A 12,621-nucleotide genomic window follows, 5' to 3' on the forward strand; every position below is an offset into this window, starting at 1 on the left:
GCGGGCGGCTCAGTTCGGCAGCGGGCCCGGGTCCAGGGGCTGGGCGGGCAGATTCGCGGTGATGGTGTCGGACACTTCCTGCAACGGCGTCGGCCCGGAACCGCCGGGGATGGTCAGCGCGATATAGGTGGCGCGGTCCACGGCGAACCAGGTGCTGGCATCGGCATCCGGATCGGGGATCTCGAACCACTGCACCTCGTTCACCATCTGGATGGGGGAGGCGCGGTTGAACTCCATCGGCCGATCCAATCCGCACCGCAGCACGATCGGCTCGCCGCCGTCGGGGCGCTGCCAGGCGCGGGTCGCCGGAGGCGCGGGCTCGACCAGCGTCGACTTGGTGAACTCGCCCAAGTCGGCGGGCAACGCGGGCAGCAGCGTCGCACACGCCTCGCTGTCCGCGGCGGGCGCCGGCACCGGACCGAGCACCAGCGGTTCACGTTCGACGGGCATATTGCGGGCCATGATCGCCGCGACCAGCACCGCGATCACCAGGGCGACCGGGAGGGCGACGGCGGTCGCGATCAAGGCCGGCGGATAGCCGGAGCCGCGGGATTCGGTCGCCGGTTCGTCGGTGCCGGGCTCGGTGCCGTCCGAACCGGATTCGGCCGAGGTGGACTCGGCGGCCGGGGCGGACTCCTCGGCCGTCGCGGACTCGGTGGCGGGCGTGCTCGCGTCCCCCGCGGTCGCCTTATCGCCCGTGGCTTCGGCAGGCGTGGTCGATTCGCCGGCCTCTTCGGGTGATTCGGCCGAATCGTGGTCCGGCGTGCTCGCCATGCGCGCACCGATCCTTCCTGGTCTCACTGTCGATTGCGGACTGTGCGGTGGTCGTCCGGTCGTCGCGGCGCCGCCCCGGCGATACGGGCAGGCCGCGATACCGGGCGGTAACCCGATAGCCCGTGCACAGGGTACCGTCGGGGCGAATCCACCTCGGCGGCGCGCCCGCGTCGACCAGCGCGGATCCGCACACGGAAAGGGCCGACCATCAGCAGCAGCACGCAGCCGAGGACAGTGGCCGAACTCGGCGAGTTCGCCTTGATCGAGCGCATCAACACCGGACGCACCCAGGCGCCCGCGGTGCTGCTCGGCCCTGGCGACGATGCCGCGCTGCTGGCCGCACCGGGTGGCCGATTCGTGGTCACCACCGACATGCTGGTGCAAGATCGCCATTTCCGGCTGAACTGGTCGAGCCCCTACGACATCGGCCGCAAGGCCATCGCCCAGAACGCCGCCGATGTGGTCGCGATGGGCGCGGTGCCGACCGCGTTCGTCGTCGCGCTCGGCTGTCCGGGCGAGACACCGGTCGCGCTGATCGACGGCCTGGCCGATGGCCTGTGGGCCGAAGCCGCGGTCAGCGGCGGATCGATCGCGGGCGGAGACCTGGTGCGCGACTCGCATCTGGTGATATCGGTGACGGCGTTCGGTGATCCGATCGAGCCGCAACCGGTACTGCGCAGTGGCGCACAGGTCGGCGATGTCATCGCGGTGGCCGGGCGGCTCGGCTGGTCCGCGGCGGGACTCGCGGCTCTGAGTGCGGGCGTGGGGGAGCGCGCGGAGTTCGCCGAAGCCGTTGCGGCACATCGAGTTCCGCGCCCGCCGTATCGGGCTGTGCTGGACGCGATGACGAGCGGGCTGATCCCGCACGCGCTCACCGACGTCTCCGATGGCCTGCTCGCCGACCTCGGCCATATGGCCACCGCGTCGCGGGTCGCGATCGACCTCGACGGCAGTGCGCTCACCGACGTCCACCTCGAAGAATTGGCCGCCGCGCTGGATGCCGATGCGGCCCAATGGATTCTGGCCGGCGGAGAGGATCATGCCTTCGCCGCGGCCTGGCCCGCCGCGACCGAACTGCCCGCGGGCTGGACCAGAATCGGCGTGGTCGGCGCTGGTCAGGGCGTCACCGTCGACGGGGTGCGCCCAACCGGGCGGGGCGGCTGGGAATCGTTCGCCGGGGCGGACTCGGCACAGCGGCCCGGATCACGATAGGTTGTCCGGTCATGGGCGCGAAACCACTGTCGGAAGTCGTGGATCCGGGTTGGGCGAAGGCACTGGAACCGGTGTCGGATCAGATCTCCGCCATGGGCGATTTCCTGCGCGCGGAGAACGCCGCCGGACGCGGCTATCTGCCCGCGGGGGAGAACGTCCTGCGCGCTTTCCAGCGTCCGTTCGAGGCGGTGCGGGTGCTGATCGTCGGCCAGGACCCCTATCCCACCCCGGGGCATCCGATGGGACTGAGTTTCTCCGTCGCGCCGGACGTCTCGCCGATCCCGCGCAGCCTGGCCAACATCTTCGCCGAGTACAGCAAGGATCTGGGCCATCCGACACCCTCGTGCGGCGACCTGAGCCCGTGGTCGGATCAGGGGGTCCTGCTGCTGAACCGGGTGCTGACGGTGTCGCCGGGCCAGCCCGCCTCGCACCGGGGCAAGGGGTGGGAGATCGTCACCGAGCAGGCCATCCGTGCGCTCGTCGCGCGGGACGAGCCGCTGGTGGCGATCCTGTGGGGCCGCGATGCCCAGACCTTGAAGCCCGCACTGGCCGAGGCCGAGGTGCCCTATATCGAATCCGCGCACCCCTCGCCGTTGTCGGCGTCGCGCGGCTTCTTCGGTTCCCGCCCGTTCTCGCGGGTGAACGAGCTGCTCGACGAGTTGGGAGCCGAACCGGTGGATTGGCGTCTGCCCTGAACCGGGCGTCGATAGAAAACAAGTGAGGAGCTAGAGACATGCAGACCAGAACCGTCCGGAGCGTCGTACGCGGCACCACCGCCACCCTGGCCGTCGGTGCCGCGCTCGCCGCCGGTGCGGCCAGCGCGGGTGCGACGCCGCTGGCGCTGGAACCGGCCACCGAGACCAGCACCGCGCCGGTCTCCGAGCAGTACACCTCGTCCGGATCGTCCACCATTTCGGCGACGGTGCACGCCAAGTTCGCGTGCGTGATCTTCACCGGAACGTTGGGCTGCTGAAACCCGTTCCAATATTCCCGGGGGTTCGTTCCGGCGCCAGGTGGCGGCTGTGCGATCCTCAGATCGTGAGTAGTGCGAACAATCTCGTCGATCCCGTCCGGCTGCGCTTGCGCGGTTCGGGCGGGATCGAACTCGCTGCCGACCAGTACGGGCCCGCCGACGGCCCGCTCGTGGTGTTCCTGCACGGCGGCGGGCAGACCCGGCACTCGTGGAAGCAGACCGGCGCCAAGCTGGCCGCCACCGGAATGCGGGTGGTCACTCTCGACGCGCGCGGACACGGCGACAGTCAATGGTCGGCCGAGCGTGATTACCGGCGCGAGACGATGGTCGAGGATCTGATCGAGGTACTCGGCCAACTCGGCGGCCCGGCGGTGGTGGTCGGCGCCAGCATGGGCGGCATCACCGGCCTGCTGGCCACCGCGGTGCCCGGCGGAGACCAGATCAGCGCCCTCGTGCTGGTCGATATCGTCACCCGTCCGGAGCCGGAGGGTGTGCAGCGGGTGCTGGATTTCCTCGGCAAGCACCGCGACGGCTTCGACAGTCTCGACGAGGTGGCCGACGCCGTCGCCGAGTACATGCCGCACCGTCCACGTCCGGACAACACCGACGGCCTGCGCCGCAATCTGCGTGAGCGCGACGGACGCTGGTACTGGCATTGGGATCCGGACATGCTCGCCGATCGCGCCGAGGACCCGTCCGAGATCACCGGCCGGATGGAGGAAGTCGCGCGCACGCTGACCATTCCGGTGCTGCTGGTGCGCGGATTGCAGTCGGATGTGGTCAGCGCCGAAGGTGCCGCGGCCTTCCGGGAACTGGTGCCGCACGCGCGGATGGTCGAAATCGGCGGGGCTGCTCACACGGCCGCCGGCGACGACAATGACGCCTTCACCGACGCCGTCGCCGAGTTCATTCTGAGGCTGAACGATTGAATCTCAGCCCTGCGTCTCCCGGTCGGCCAATAGCCGGGTCTGTTCCCGATGGACGTCGAGCGCGGTGCGCAGGAAGTCGAGAATGACCGCGAGCGTTTCTTCGTCGTAGCGGCTCAGTGCGCGGGCGCCTGCCATGCCGACGGGCCGGAAGATCTCCGCGTCGACCGCATGGGCGGCGTCGGTCGCGGTGACCAGCACCCGCCTGCGGTTGTCCGGATCCTGTGCGCGGGTGGCGAATCCGGCGCGAACCAGCCGATCGATGACCGTCGTCGTTGCGGCCGGACTCAGTCGAAGCGCAGCGCTCAGCTCTCCTGCCGCGATGGGCCCGCGTTCGAGCACCAGGTCCAGGCAACGCATATCGGTGCGATTGAGTCCGAGACGTGCGGCAGCTGCCTCGTCGAAGGTGTCGAAGCTCTGCTGGAGCAACCGCAAATGATGTCCGATCGCGCCGATCTGTTCATCTTTCGACATTCGAAGCTTTCTGTTATCGTACGTTTCGAACATCGAAACGATAGCAGGGATGCACCGCCATGACCGACAGCCTCACCCGCACTGCCGACGACACCGCGATCCTGGCGTTGTTCGGCGACTTCAAGCAGGCCTGGACCGACAACGACGCCGCCGCGTTCGGCGCGCTGTTCACCGAGGACTCCGACTACGTCTCCTACGACGGCACCCGGGCCAGTGGCCGCGCCGAGCATCAGCGCAATCACGACAAGCTCTTCCGAGGTGTGCTGGCCGGATCGGCCCTGGTGGGCGAGGTGGAATCGATCCGCTACGTCACCGAGGACGTAGCGATCCTGCATGGCACCGGCTCGGTGCTGATGCCGTGGCGTTCCCGGTTGCCCAGGCGCAGGCTCTCCCGGCAGACGGTGGTGCTGGTGCGCACGCCTGTGGGCTGGCGGATCACCGCCATCCACAACGGGCGGGTGCGTCCGGTGACCGTGCCGGAACCGGACGCGTTCCCGTCGAGGATGGCCCAGCTGATGGGGCGCTGGGCCCGGCGGCTCGGAATCGGTCGACCTCAGGCGAGCCTGCGGTAGTCGGGTGCGCGTTTGCCGACGAAGGCGTCGACGCCCTCGCGTCCGGCCGGAGTGCCGGCGGCGGCGGCGATGGCGTCGCGCTCGTCGTCGAGCTGCTGGCTCAAGGTGGCCGTGGTGGAGCGGTTCAGCAGGGTCTTGATGCTCGCGTGGGTGCTGCGCGGGCCGTTGGCCAGCGAGACGGCAAGGGCCAGCGCTTCGTCGCGGACGGATTCGTCGGCGACCAAGCGGCTGAGGATGCCCAGCCGCACGGCTTGTTCGGCGTCCAGGATCGCGTCGGTGAGCAGGATCTCGCGAGCCCGGCCGTTGCCGACGATGCGGGGCAGCGTCCAGGACATGCCGCCGTCGGGGCTCAGGCCGACGCCCGGGTAGGCGGGCCGCAGTTTGGTCGACGGTCCGCCGAGGGCGATATCGGTGGCGCACACCAGGCTCATGCCTGCCCCGGCCGCCCAGCCCTGCACGCCCGCCACCACCGGGACGGTGGTCGCGTCCAGCGCGCGCACGAACTCGTGCAGCCGGTCGGCGAGATCGTAGAGGTGGGCCGAACGGTCCTCCGCGGCGGCGAAACCGCGGACGTTGCCGCCCGCGCAGAAGTTGGCGCCGGTGCCCGTCAGCAGGACGGCCCCCACCTGGGGATCGAGCTCGCGCAGGGCCGCGGTGCCCGCGGCGATACCGGTGAAATCCAATGAGGTGCCGTTGGCGGCGGTGGCGATGGTGATCTGCAGGACGCCGTCGACGGTGCTCACGTACTCGGCTTGTTCGGTGGTGGCCATGGCCACGACCCTATCGCGCCCTCCGGACGCACCATCCGCTGCTCGGTGACGGCGGCGAAATACTCGGTGCGGGTGGCGCCGTCGGGGGTGAATCCGTATTTGCGGTAGAAGGCGATGGCGCGCGGATTCTGTTCGAACACCCACAGCGAGCAGGGGATGTCCGGGTTCAGCGTGGACTGCACCAGGTCATCGGCGACGCCGGAGCCATACCACCGTGAGCGCACGTAGAGCGCGTTCAGTTCGAGTGGCGTCACCACCGGGCGGTACACGGACGGGCCGAGGGTGATGAAGCCGATCACGGTGTCGTCGGTGATGGCGATGGTGGTGCGGCCCGGATGCTCGTTCAGTCGGCGGATCCAGGCGTCGGTGCGCTGGCCGATGTCGAAGGCGTCCAGTACATGGTCGGGGACCAGGCCGCGGTAGGCCTCGCGCCAGCACACGATGTGGCATTCCGCCAGACCTCGGGCATGCTCGGCGGCCGCTGGCACGATGCGGTAGGGGCGCGGGGCGGGCATGGCCCTATTCTGTCCCGGATCCGGCCGAGTCCGGACATGACCGCGCCCCGGATCACCGAAAGGTGCCGGGGCGCGGGGCTGTACTTATAGGTGGTGCGTCGGGCGGATCAGCCGCGAACGACCTTGCCTGCCTTCAGGCAGGAGGTGCAGACGTTCATCCGGCGGGTGTTGCCCGGCGCGACCTGCGCACGCACGGTCTGGATGTTCGGGTTCCAGCGACGGTTGGTGCGCCGGTGCGAGTGCGAGACCGACTTCCCGAAGCCGGGGCCCTTGGCGCAGACGTCGCAGACGGCAGCCATAGTCGCGAACTCCTTCATGTCATAGGGGGACCGCTGCATCACAACACAGCATGTCCGGAAACAATGTCGTAGTGCCCTGCCGGAGGAACCGGCGAGCGCAAGCCGAAGCGGCCGCGCGAGGCAACCCTGCAAGATTAACCGCCCGCCCCGCGATCCACCAAACCGGCCGCCGTCACCGCGCCGATCGGGTGCTGTGCGCCACACCGGGGCGTGCTCGCCGGCAGCCGCGGCGATGTCGGCCGATCCGGCTAATCTGGCCAGCAGTGGTGTCGGGTCGAGGTGGCGAGAGGAGCAGCGCGGTGCCGGAATCGTGGGAGGCGAGCGGCGGGTACGCGGCCCTGCGGCCGCAGACGCTCAACGGCACGGCCCTGATGCGCTGGGGCCGGCTGTGCCTGGACGAGCTGACCAACCGGCGCGAGGAGATCAACGCCCTCAATGTCTTCCCGGTCGCCGATTCCGACACCGGAACCAACCTGCTGGCCACTATGCGCGCGGCCGTCTCGTGCGCCGAAGTGGCGGTGTTGTCCGCGCACGGCGGCGCCTTTCCCGGGGGGCGCGGGCACCTCCACGCGTGGAGCCGCGATCAGGAACCGGCGTCCGCCGCGCCCGCTGCCCAGCGTCGGTGGCGCGAGGTGGTCGACGCACAGCCACCCGCGCCGGTCGCGGAGAGTGCGCTCGAATCCGACGGCGGCGTGCCGGCCGCTCTGGTCGCGGCCGCGATGGCGCGCGGTGCGACGGCGGGCGCGCGAGGCAACTCCGGGATCATCCTGTCGCAGGTGCTGCGCGGGATAGCGGAGGCGACGCGCGGTGCACCGCTGGACGGCGACACCGCGCGCACCGCGCTGCACCGGGCCGCCGTGCTGGTGCGGGAGGCGCTGAGCGTCCCAGTGGAAGGCACCATTCTGACCGTGCTCGAGCGCGCGGCGGGAGCGGCCGCCGAATGTCGCGGTGACGAGCTGGCCGAGGTGGTGCGCGCGGCCGCCGATGGCGCCGCCGAGGCGCTCGGCGAGACCACCGCACAGCTGACCGTGCTGCAATCGGCCGGCGTGGTCGACGCGGGTGCGCGTGGGCTGGTGGTGCTACTCGACAGTCTGGTCGAGGTGGTCACGGGCGCGCGCCCCGAGCGGCCGGTGTATCGGCCCGCCGCGAGTTCACCCGGGCGGCGGGCGGAAGCGGTGCCGCCGCCGGCTCGCTACGAGGTGATGTACCGGCTGGACGACTCGGACCCGGACCGGATCTCCGCGCTGCGCTACCGGCTGACCGAGCTGGGAGATTCGGTGGTGGTGGTCGGCGACGGTGCGGACAGTTGGTCGGCCCATGTGCATTGCGTCGACGCCGGTGCCGCCATCGAGGCGGGGATCATGGCTGGAACGCTCAGCGGCGTGCGGGTCGAGTCGTTCGCGACCGCCGGCGAATGTGGTGACCGGTGTGCACCTGGATGCGCGGACCACGGGGAGCCCGCGATCGGTGCTTCTGTCGACGGCCGGGTGGTCGGCGCGGAGATCGACGTCCGGCGCCCCGAATCAGAGCTGGATGACGAGGCATCGAATACTGTTGCCGCACGCGATGATTCGCCGCGCCCGGGCGGCGCGTCCGGGTCCACCGGAGGTGCCGACCGCGCGATCGTGGCGGTGGCGGCGGGCCACGGCGCGATGACGCTGTTCCGTGACGCGGGCGCCGAAGTGGTCCCCGGTGAGCCGGCCGTCACCACCGCCGCGCTGCTCGCCGCGATCCGGCGGCTGTCGCACCGCGAGGTACTGGTGCTCCCCAACGGCGCGCTACCCGCCCAGGAATTGGTCGCGGTCGGTGTGGCCGCCCGCGACGACCACCGTGACGTGCTGCTGTTGCCGAGCGGCTCCATGGTGCAGGGACTGGCGGCGCTGGCTGTGCACGACGCCGGCCGAATCGCGGTCGACGACGCGTTCGCGATGTCCGAGGCCGCGGCCGCGACCCGGTGGGGTTCGCTACGGGCGGCCACGGAGCGCGCGCTCACCATGGTCGGCACCTGCGAACCCGGCGACGGACTCGGCCTGGTCGGCCACGATGTCATCGTCATCGACCGTGACGTGCGCGCCGCGGGGCAGACGCTGCTGGACCGGATGCTCGGGCTGGGCGGGGAACTGGTCACCCTGCTGGTCGGTGCGGCGGCGCCGGAGTGGCTGGCGCAGGAGCTCTCCGATCACATCGCCGAGGGCTTCCCGGGAGTGGAGATCATGGTGTATTCCGGGGGTCAGCATGCCGATCTGATCCAGATCGGAGTCGAATGACGATGCGCGGTGAGAAGCAGGCGACGGCGGCGGGAACGGGGTCATGGCAACACTGAGCGATCGGCTCGACCATCTACTCGGCGTGAAGGCGGCGGCATCGCTGGCCGACGCGTTCGATATGCACACCGTCGAGGATCTGCTGCGGCACTATCCGCTGCGCTACGCCACGCAGGGCCAGCCGCTCACCGAGGAAGAGCCCGAGGACGGCTCGCATATCACCGTCATCGGCCGGGTCACCAAGGCCGAGCTCAAGCCGATGCGTCAGCGCCGCGGGTCCTTGCTCAAGGTGGTGCTCGATACCGGCACCGGCAAGGGCGTCGACGTCACCTTCTTCAATGGTGACAAGGTGAAATACGTGGTCCGCGAAGGCGTGCGGGCGATGATGTCGGGCACGGTGAACTATTGGCGGCCCGGACAGTGGAATCTGAGCCATCCCGGTTATCTGATCCTGCCCGAGAGCGCCGACGACGAGACGCCCACCCTCACCACCGTGCGCGGCGGCGGCGATCTGCGCGGCATCGCCCAGAGCGCCAAAGACGCGGGCGGGGTGGACATGTCGTTCTTCGAGCGCGAATTCATCCCCGTCTACCCGGCCACCGCCAAGGTGCAGAGCTGGGAAATCCTGGCCTGTGTGCGGCAGGTGCTCGATCAGCTCGACCCGATCGACGACCCACTGCCGCAACGCATTCGCGACGAGCACCAGCTGATGGCCGTCTCGGACGCGTTGCGCCTGATCCACCTGCCCGAGCACAAACTCGATATCGAACAGGCGAAGCAGCGGCTGCGTTTCGACGAGGCGCTGGCCTTGCAGTTGGTGCTCGCCGAACGCAGGCACGAGGTGTCCGCGCGGACCGCCACACCGTGCCCGCCGCGCACAGACGGCATCGCGGCCGCGTTCGACGAGCGACTGCCGTTCGAGCTCACCGCGGGGCAGCGGCAGGTGATCGAGGAGATCGCCGCCGACCTCTCCCGCGAACAGCCGATGCATCGGCTGCTACAGGGTGAAGTCGGCTCGGGTAAGACCATCGTCGCCCTGCACGCGATGCTGCAGGTGATCGACGCAGGCCAGCAATGCGCGCTGCTCGCGCCCACCGAGGTGCTGGCCGCGCAACACTATCGATCGCTGCGCGGCATGCTCGGCGACCTCGGACAGGCCGGGGAACTCGGCGCCGCCGAGAATGCCACTCAGGTCACGTTGGTGACCGGGTCCATGTCCGCGAGTGCCAAACGCGCGGCACTGCTCGCGGCCGTCACCGGTGAGGCGGGCATCGTGATCGGCACGCACGCCCTGATCCAGGACGCCGTGGAGTTCTTCGATCTCGGCATGGTCGTGGTGGACGAACAGCACCGCTTCGGTGTGGAGCAGCGAGACGCGTTGCGCGCGAAGGCCAAGGCCGGTTCCACACCACATCTGCTGGTGATGACCGCGACGCCGATTCCACGCACCATCGCCATGACCACCCTCGGCGATCTGGAAACCTCCACCCTGACCGAACTGCCGCGCGGCCGCTCACCGATCACTTCGAAAGTGGTGCCGCGCCGGGTGCATCCGAACTGGGTCGACCGGGCCTGGGAGCGGATCACCGAGGAGGTGCGCGAGGGCAGGCAGGCGTATGTGGTGTGCTCGCGCATCGGCGACGACGAGGACGGCGGCGGCACATCGCGTAACGGCAAATCCAAGGCCGAGGGCAAAGAGGGGCCGACCACGCAGGCCGTGCTCGACGTTTTCGATCAGCTGCGCACCGGTCCGCTGTCCGAACTACGGGTCGGACTGCTGCACGGCCGCCTGCCCTCGGACGACAAAGACCAGGTGATGCGGGAGTTCAACGAAGGCAGCATCGACGTGCTGGTCTGCACCACCGTCGTCGAGGTCGGCGTGGACGTGCCCAACGCCACCGTGATGGTGATCGTCGATGCCGACCGGTTCGGCGTCAGCCAGCTACACCAATTGCGCGGGCGGATCGGCCGCGGTAAGCATCCGGGGCTGTGCCTGCTGATCACCGACGCCGCCCCGGGCGGTCCGGCGATGACCCGGCTGGAAGCGGTCGCGGCCACCACCGACGGCTTCGAGCTGGCGGTCCTGGATCTGCGCCAGCGCCGCGAAGGCGATGTGCTCGGCTCGGCGCAATCGGGCACGGCACGGTCACTGCGGTTGCTGTCGCTGCTCGACGACCTCGAAGTGATCACGGCGGCACAGCAACTCGCGCGCGAGCTGGTCGAGCAGGATCCCGGACTGACCCAGCACCCGGGTCTGGCGGCGATGATGCATGCCGCCGTCGATTCCGAACGTCTGGAGTACCTGGCCAAGTCCTGATCGGTTCAGATCCGCACCCGCGGGTACGGCAGATCCGCCGACACCTCCTCGGTGACCGCCAGCGGGCTGCCGATCTGCGGGAACGCCCGCTGCGGGCAGGCGGGCCGGTCGCAGACCTTGCACCCGGCGCCGATCGGCACCGCGTTGGCCGGATCGTCGAGCTGGATGCCCTTGGAATACACCAGCCGGTCGGCGTATTCGATATCGCAGCCGAGGCCGATGGCGAAATTCTTGGCCATCGTGCCGAACCCCTGCGGCGCCATCATCGCGGTGCGCGCGATCCAGAAGTAACGGCGGCCGTCGGGCATCTCCGAGACCTGCGTGAGGATGCGGCCGGGATGGGCGAAGGCCTCGTGCACCACCCACAGCGGGCAGCTACCGCCGACCCGTGAGAAGTGGAAGGCGGTGGCGGACTGGCGTTTCGAGATATTGCCCGCTCGATCGGTGCGCACGAAGAAGAACGGCACTCCACGCTGTCCCTGACGTTGCAGGGTGCTCAGCCGATGGCAGATGGTCTCGAAACCCACCTCGAACCGCAGTCCGAGCAGGTCGATGTCGTAGCGCAGTTCCTCCGCCGACCGCAGGAACCGCCCGTACGGCAGGACCAGCGCGCCGGCGAAGTAGTTGGCCAACCCGATCCTTGCCAGCGTGCGGGATTCACCCACCAGTGCGGGCGCCTCGCTCAGCACCGCGTCGAGTTCGTTGCCGTAGAGCAGGAAGGCCAAAGTGGTGGCGATCTGGAAGGCGCGCTGCCCCGGGCGCAACCGCCGGGCCAGGGTGAGGGTGCGACTGTCGGGATCGTAGCGGCGTTTCGGGACCGAGGAGTCGGCGCCGTCACCGCGCACCAGCACGGTCACTCCTGCCCGCTCTTCGGCCACCCTGGCCAACTGCCGATCCAGCGAGCCGATCGACAGCCCGCATTCGTCGAACAGCCGTTCCGCGGCCAGATCCAGGCGGCCGATGTGGTTGTGATGGTCGTAGAAGAAGTCGCGCACGTCCTCGTAGGGCGCGGGCACACCGGCCGCGCCCGCGGGCGCCGCGACCCGTGCCGAGAACAGATCGAGTTGATCGGTGGCCGTGCGTAACCGGCGGTGCATGGCCACCACCAGGCGCGCGATCTCGGGCTGGCGGGTGGCGAGTTCCTCGATCTCGGTCAGCGGCGCGCTCTCCCCACCCGCCGCGTCGACCAGGACCTCGTGCAGATCCGATACCAGCCTGGCATCGGAATCGGCGGCGAAGAACTGCACATCCAGGTCGAAGGTGGAGTTCAGCTTGAGCAGGACCGGGATGGTGAGCGGGCGTTGGTCGCGCTCGAGCTGGTTGAGGTAGCTGGGCGAGAGGTCCAGCGCCTTAGCGAGCGCGGCCTGGGTCATCCGCCGCTCCTCGCGCAGCCGTCGCAACCGGGCACCCGCGTACATCTTCCGCACGGCGAGCGATCGTACCCCGCGTTCTTCGCAAACATCGCAAAAATGCCGGTTGTTACCCACAAAAATCCACGCGTGCAAGGTGTTTTGCCACGGGTTCG

At 69.6% G+C, this 12,621-nt stretch carries 13 protein-coding genes; 7 read left to right on the forward strand and 6 right to left on the reverse strand.

All coding sequences use genetic code 11. The features are described from left to right. Positions 1-9: 9 nt before the first annotated feature. Positions 10-774 carry a DUF3515 domain-containing protein gene (locus AC5W7N_RS09425; RefSeq protein ID WP_495923538.1) on the reverse strand — a complete coding sequence of 255 codons (765 nt, stop codon included), beginning with the start codon at positions 772-774 and terminating at the stop codon, positions 10-12. Between the two features lie 234 nt (positions 775-1,008). On the opposite strand from AC5W7N_RS09425, the gene AC5W7N_RS09430 reads away from it, so the two are divergent. The 4 genes from AC5W7N_RS09430 to AC5W7N_RS09445 all read left to right on the forward strand — a co-directional run bounded on the left by AC5W7N_RS09430 (position 1,009) and on the right by AC5W7N_RS09445 (position 3,888). Then, complete coding sequence (locus AC5W7N_RS09430) at positions 1,009-1,986, forward strand: thiamine-phosphate kinase (RefSeq protein ID WP_495923539.1); 978 nt, start codon at positions 1,009-1,011, stop codon at positions 1,984-1,986. An 11-nt stretch (positions 1,987-1,997) separates the two neighbouring features. After that, positions 1,998-2,681: a uracil-DNA glycosylase gene (locus AC5W7N_RS09435; RefSeq protein ID WP_163811575.1), complete on the forward strand. Its 684-nt coding sequence runs from the start codon at positions 1,998-2,000 to the stop codon at positions 2,679-2,681. A gap of 38 nt (positions 2,682-2,719) precedes the next feature. Continuing rightward, positions 2,720-2,959 (forward strand): hypothetical protein, encoded by a 240-nt coding sequence (locus AC5W7N_RS09440; protein ID WP_495923540.1) that lies wholly within the window; start codon positions 2,720-2,722, stop codon positions 2,957-2,959. Between the two features lie 65 nt (positions 2,960-3,024). Further along, entirely contained in the window at positions 3,025-3,888 is an 864-nt protein-coding gene (locus tag AC5W7N_RS09445; RefSeq protein ID WP_195019739.1) for an alpha/beta fold hydrolase, read from the forward strand. 3 nt (positions 3,889-3,891) lie between these two features. On the opposite strand, the gene AC5W7N_RS09450 is transcribed toward AC5W7N_RS09445, so the two are convergent. Further along, positions 3,892-4,359, reverse strand: a complete 468-nt coding sequence (locus AC5W7N_RS09450; RefSeq protein ID WP_495923541.1) for a MarR family winged helix-turn-helix transcriptional regulator — start codon at positions 4,357-4,359, stop codon at positions 3,892-3,894. A 59-nt stretch (positions 4,360-4,418) separates the two neighbouring features. Between AC5W7N_RS09450 and AC5W7N_RS09455 the strand changes: the two genes are divergently transcribed. Then, complete coding sequence (locus AC5W7N_RS09455) at positions 4,419-4,931, forward strand: SgcJ/EcaC family oxidoreductase (RefSeq protein WP_495923542.1); 513 nt, start codon at positions 4,419-4,421, stop codon at positions 4,929-4,931. Here AC5W7N_RS09455 and AC5W7N_RS09460 read toward each other — a convergent pair. The 3 genes from AC5W7N_RS09460 to rpmB all read right to left on the reverse strand — a co-directional run bounded on the left by AC5W7N_RS09460 (position 4,913) and on the right by rpmB (position 6,515). Continuing rightward, the gene (locus AC5W7N_RS09460) at positions 4,913-5,701 is read right to left on the reverse strand and encodes an enoyl-CoA hydratase/isomerase family protein (RefSeq protein WP_495923543.1); all 789 of its coding nucleotides are present in this window, start codon (positions 5,699-5,701) and stop codon (positions 4,913-4,915) included. The genes AC5W7N_RS09455 and AC5W7N_RS09460 overlap by 19 nt on opposite strands. Beyond that, positions 5,671-6,216, reverse strand: a complete 546-nt coding sequence (locus AC5W7N_RS09465) for a GNAT family N-acetyltransferase (protein WP_490724197.1) — start codon at positions 6,214-6,216, stop codon at positions 5,671-5,673. The genes AC5W7N_RS09460 and AC5W7N_RS09465 overlap by 31 nt, the downstream gene beginning before the upstream one ends. Before the next feature lie 107 nt (positions 6,217-6,323). After that, positions 6,324-6,515: a 50S ribosomal protein L28 gene (rpmB, locus tag AC5W7N_RS09470; RefSeq protein WP_011210730.1), complete on the reverse strand. Its 192-nt coding sequence runs from the start codon at positions 6,513-6,515 to the stop codon at positions 6,324-6,326. A gap of 371 nt (positions 6,516-6,886) precedes the next feature. On the opposite strand from rpmB, the gene AC5W7N_RS09475 reads away from it, so the two are divergent. Continuing rightward, positions 6,887-8,782, forward strand: a complete 1,896-nt coding sequence (locus AC5W7N_RS09475) for a DAK2 domain-containing protein (RefSeq protein ID WP_195007180.1) — start codon at positions 6,887-6,889, stop codon at positions 8,780-8,782. 43 nt (positions 8,783-8,825) lie between these two features. Continuing rightward, positions 8,826-11,096 carry an ATP-dependent DNA helicase RecG gene (gene recG, locus AC5W7N_RS09480; RefSeq protein WP_194990649.1) on the forward strand — a complete coding sequence of 757 codons (2,271 nt, stop codon included), beginning with the start codon at positions 8,826-8,828 and terminating at the stop codon, positions 11,094-11,096. A 5-nt stretch (positions 11,097-11,101) separates the two neighbouring features. Here the strand turns inward: recG and AC5W7N_RS09485 are convergent, their stop codons facing one another. Beyond that, complete coding sequence (locus AC5W7N_RS09485; protein WP_175585814.1) at positions 11,102-12,523, reverse strand: short-chain fatty acyl-CoA regulator family protein; 1,422 nt, start codon at positions 12,521-12,523, stop codon at positions 11,102-11,104. Positions 12,524-12,621: the final 98 nt, after the last annotated feature.

Source organism: Nocardia sp. CDC519 (assembly GCF_059509835.1).

Bases quoted from the DNA above. Each gene is read 5' to 3' on its own strand.
- AC5W7N_RS09460 (WP_495923543.1), bottom strand. From the start codon at position 5,701: ATGGCCACCACCGAACAAGCCGAGTACGTGAGCACCGTCGACGGCGTC.
- AC5W7N_RS09465 (WP_490724197.1), bottom strand. From the start codon at position 6,216: ATGCCCGCCCCGCGCCCCTACCGCATCGTGCCAGCGGCCGCCGAGCAT.
- AC5W7N_RS09425 (WP_495923538.1), bottom strand. From the start codon at position 774: ATGGCGAGCACGCCGGACCACGATTCGGCCGAATCACCCGAAGAGGCC.
- AC5W7N_RS09455 (WP_495923542.1), top strand. From the start codon at position 4,419: ATGACCGACAGCCTCACCCGCACTGCCGACGACACCGCGATCCTGGCG.
- AC5W7N_RS09450 (WP_495923541.1), bottom strand. From the start codon at position 4,359: ATGTCGAAAGATGAACAGATCGGCGCGATCGGACATCATTTGCGGTTG.
- AC5W7N_RS09440 (WP_495923540.1), top strand. From the start codon at position 2,720: ATGCAGACCAGAACCGTCCGGAGCGTCGTACGCGGCACCACCGCCACC.
- AC5W7N_RS09435 (WP_163811575.1), top strand. From the start codon at position 1,998: ATGGGCGCGAAACCACTGTCGGAAGTCGTGGATCCGGGTTGGGCGAAG.
- recG (WP_194990649.1), top strand. From the start codon at position 8,826: ATGGCAACACTGAGCGATCGGCTCGACCATCTACTCGGCGTGAAGGCG.
- AC5W7N_RS09475 (WP_195007180.1), top strand. From the start codon at position 6,887: ATGCGCTGGGGCCGGCTGTGCCTGGACGAGCTGACCAACCGGCGCGAG.
- rpmB (WP_011210730.1), bottom strand. From the start codon at position 6,515: ATGGCTGCCGTCTGCGACGTCTGCGCCAAGGGCCCCGGCTTCGGGAAG.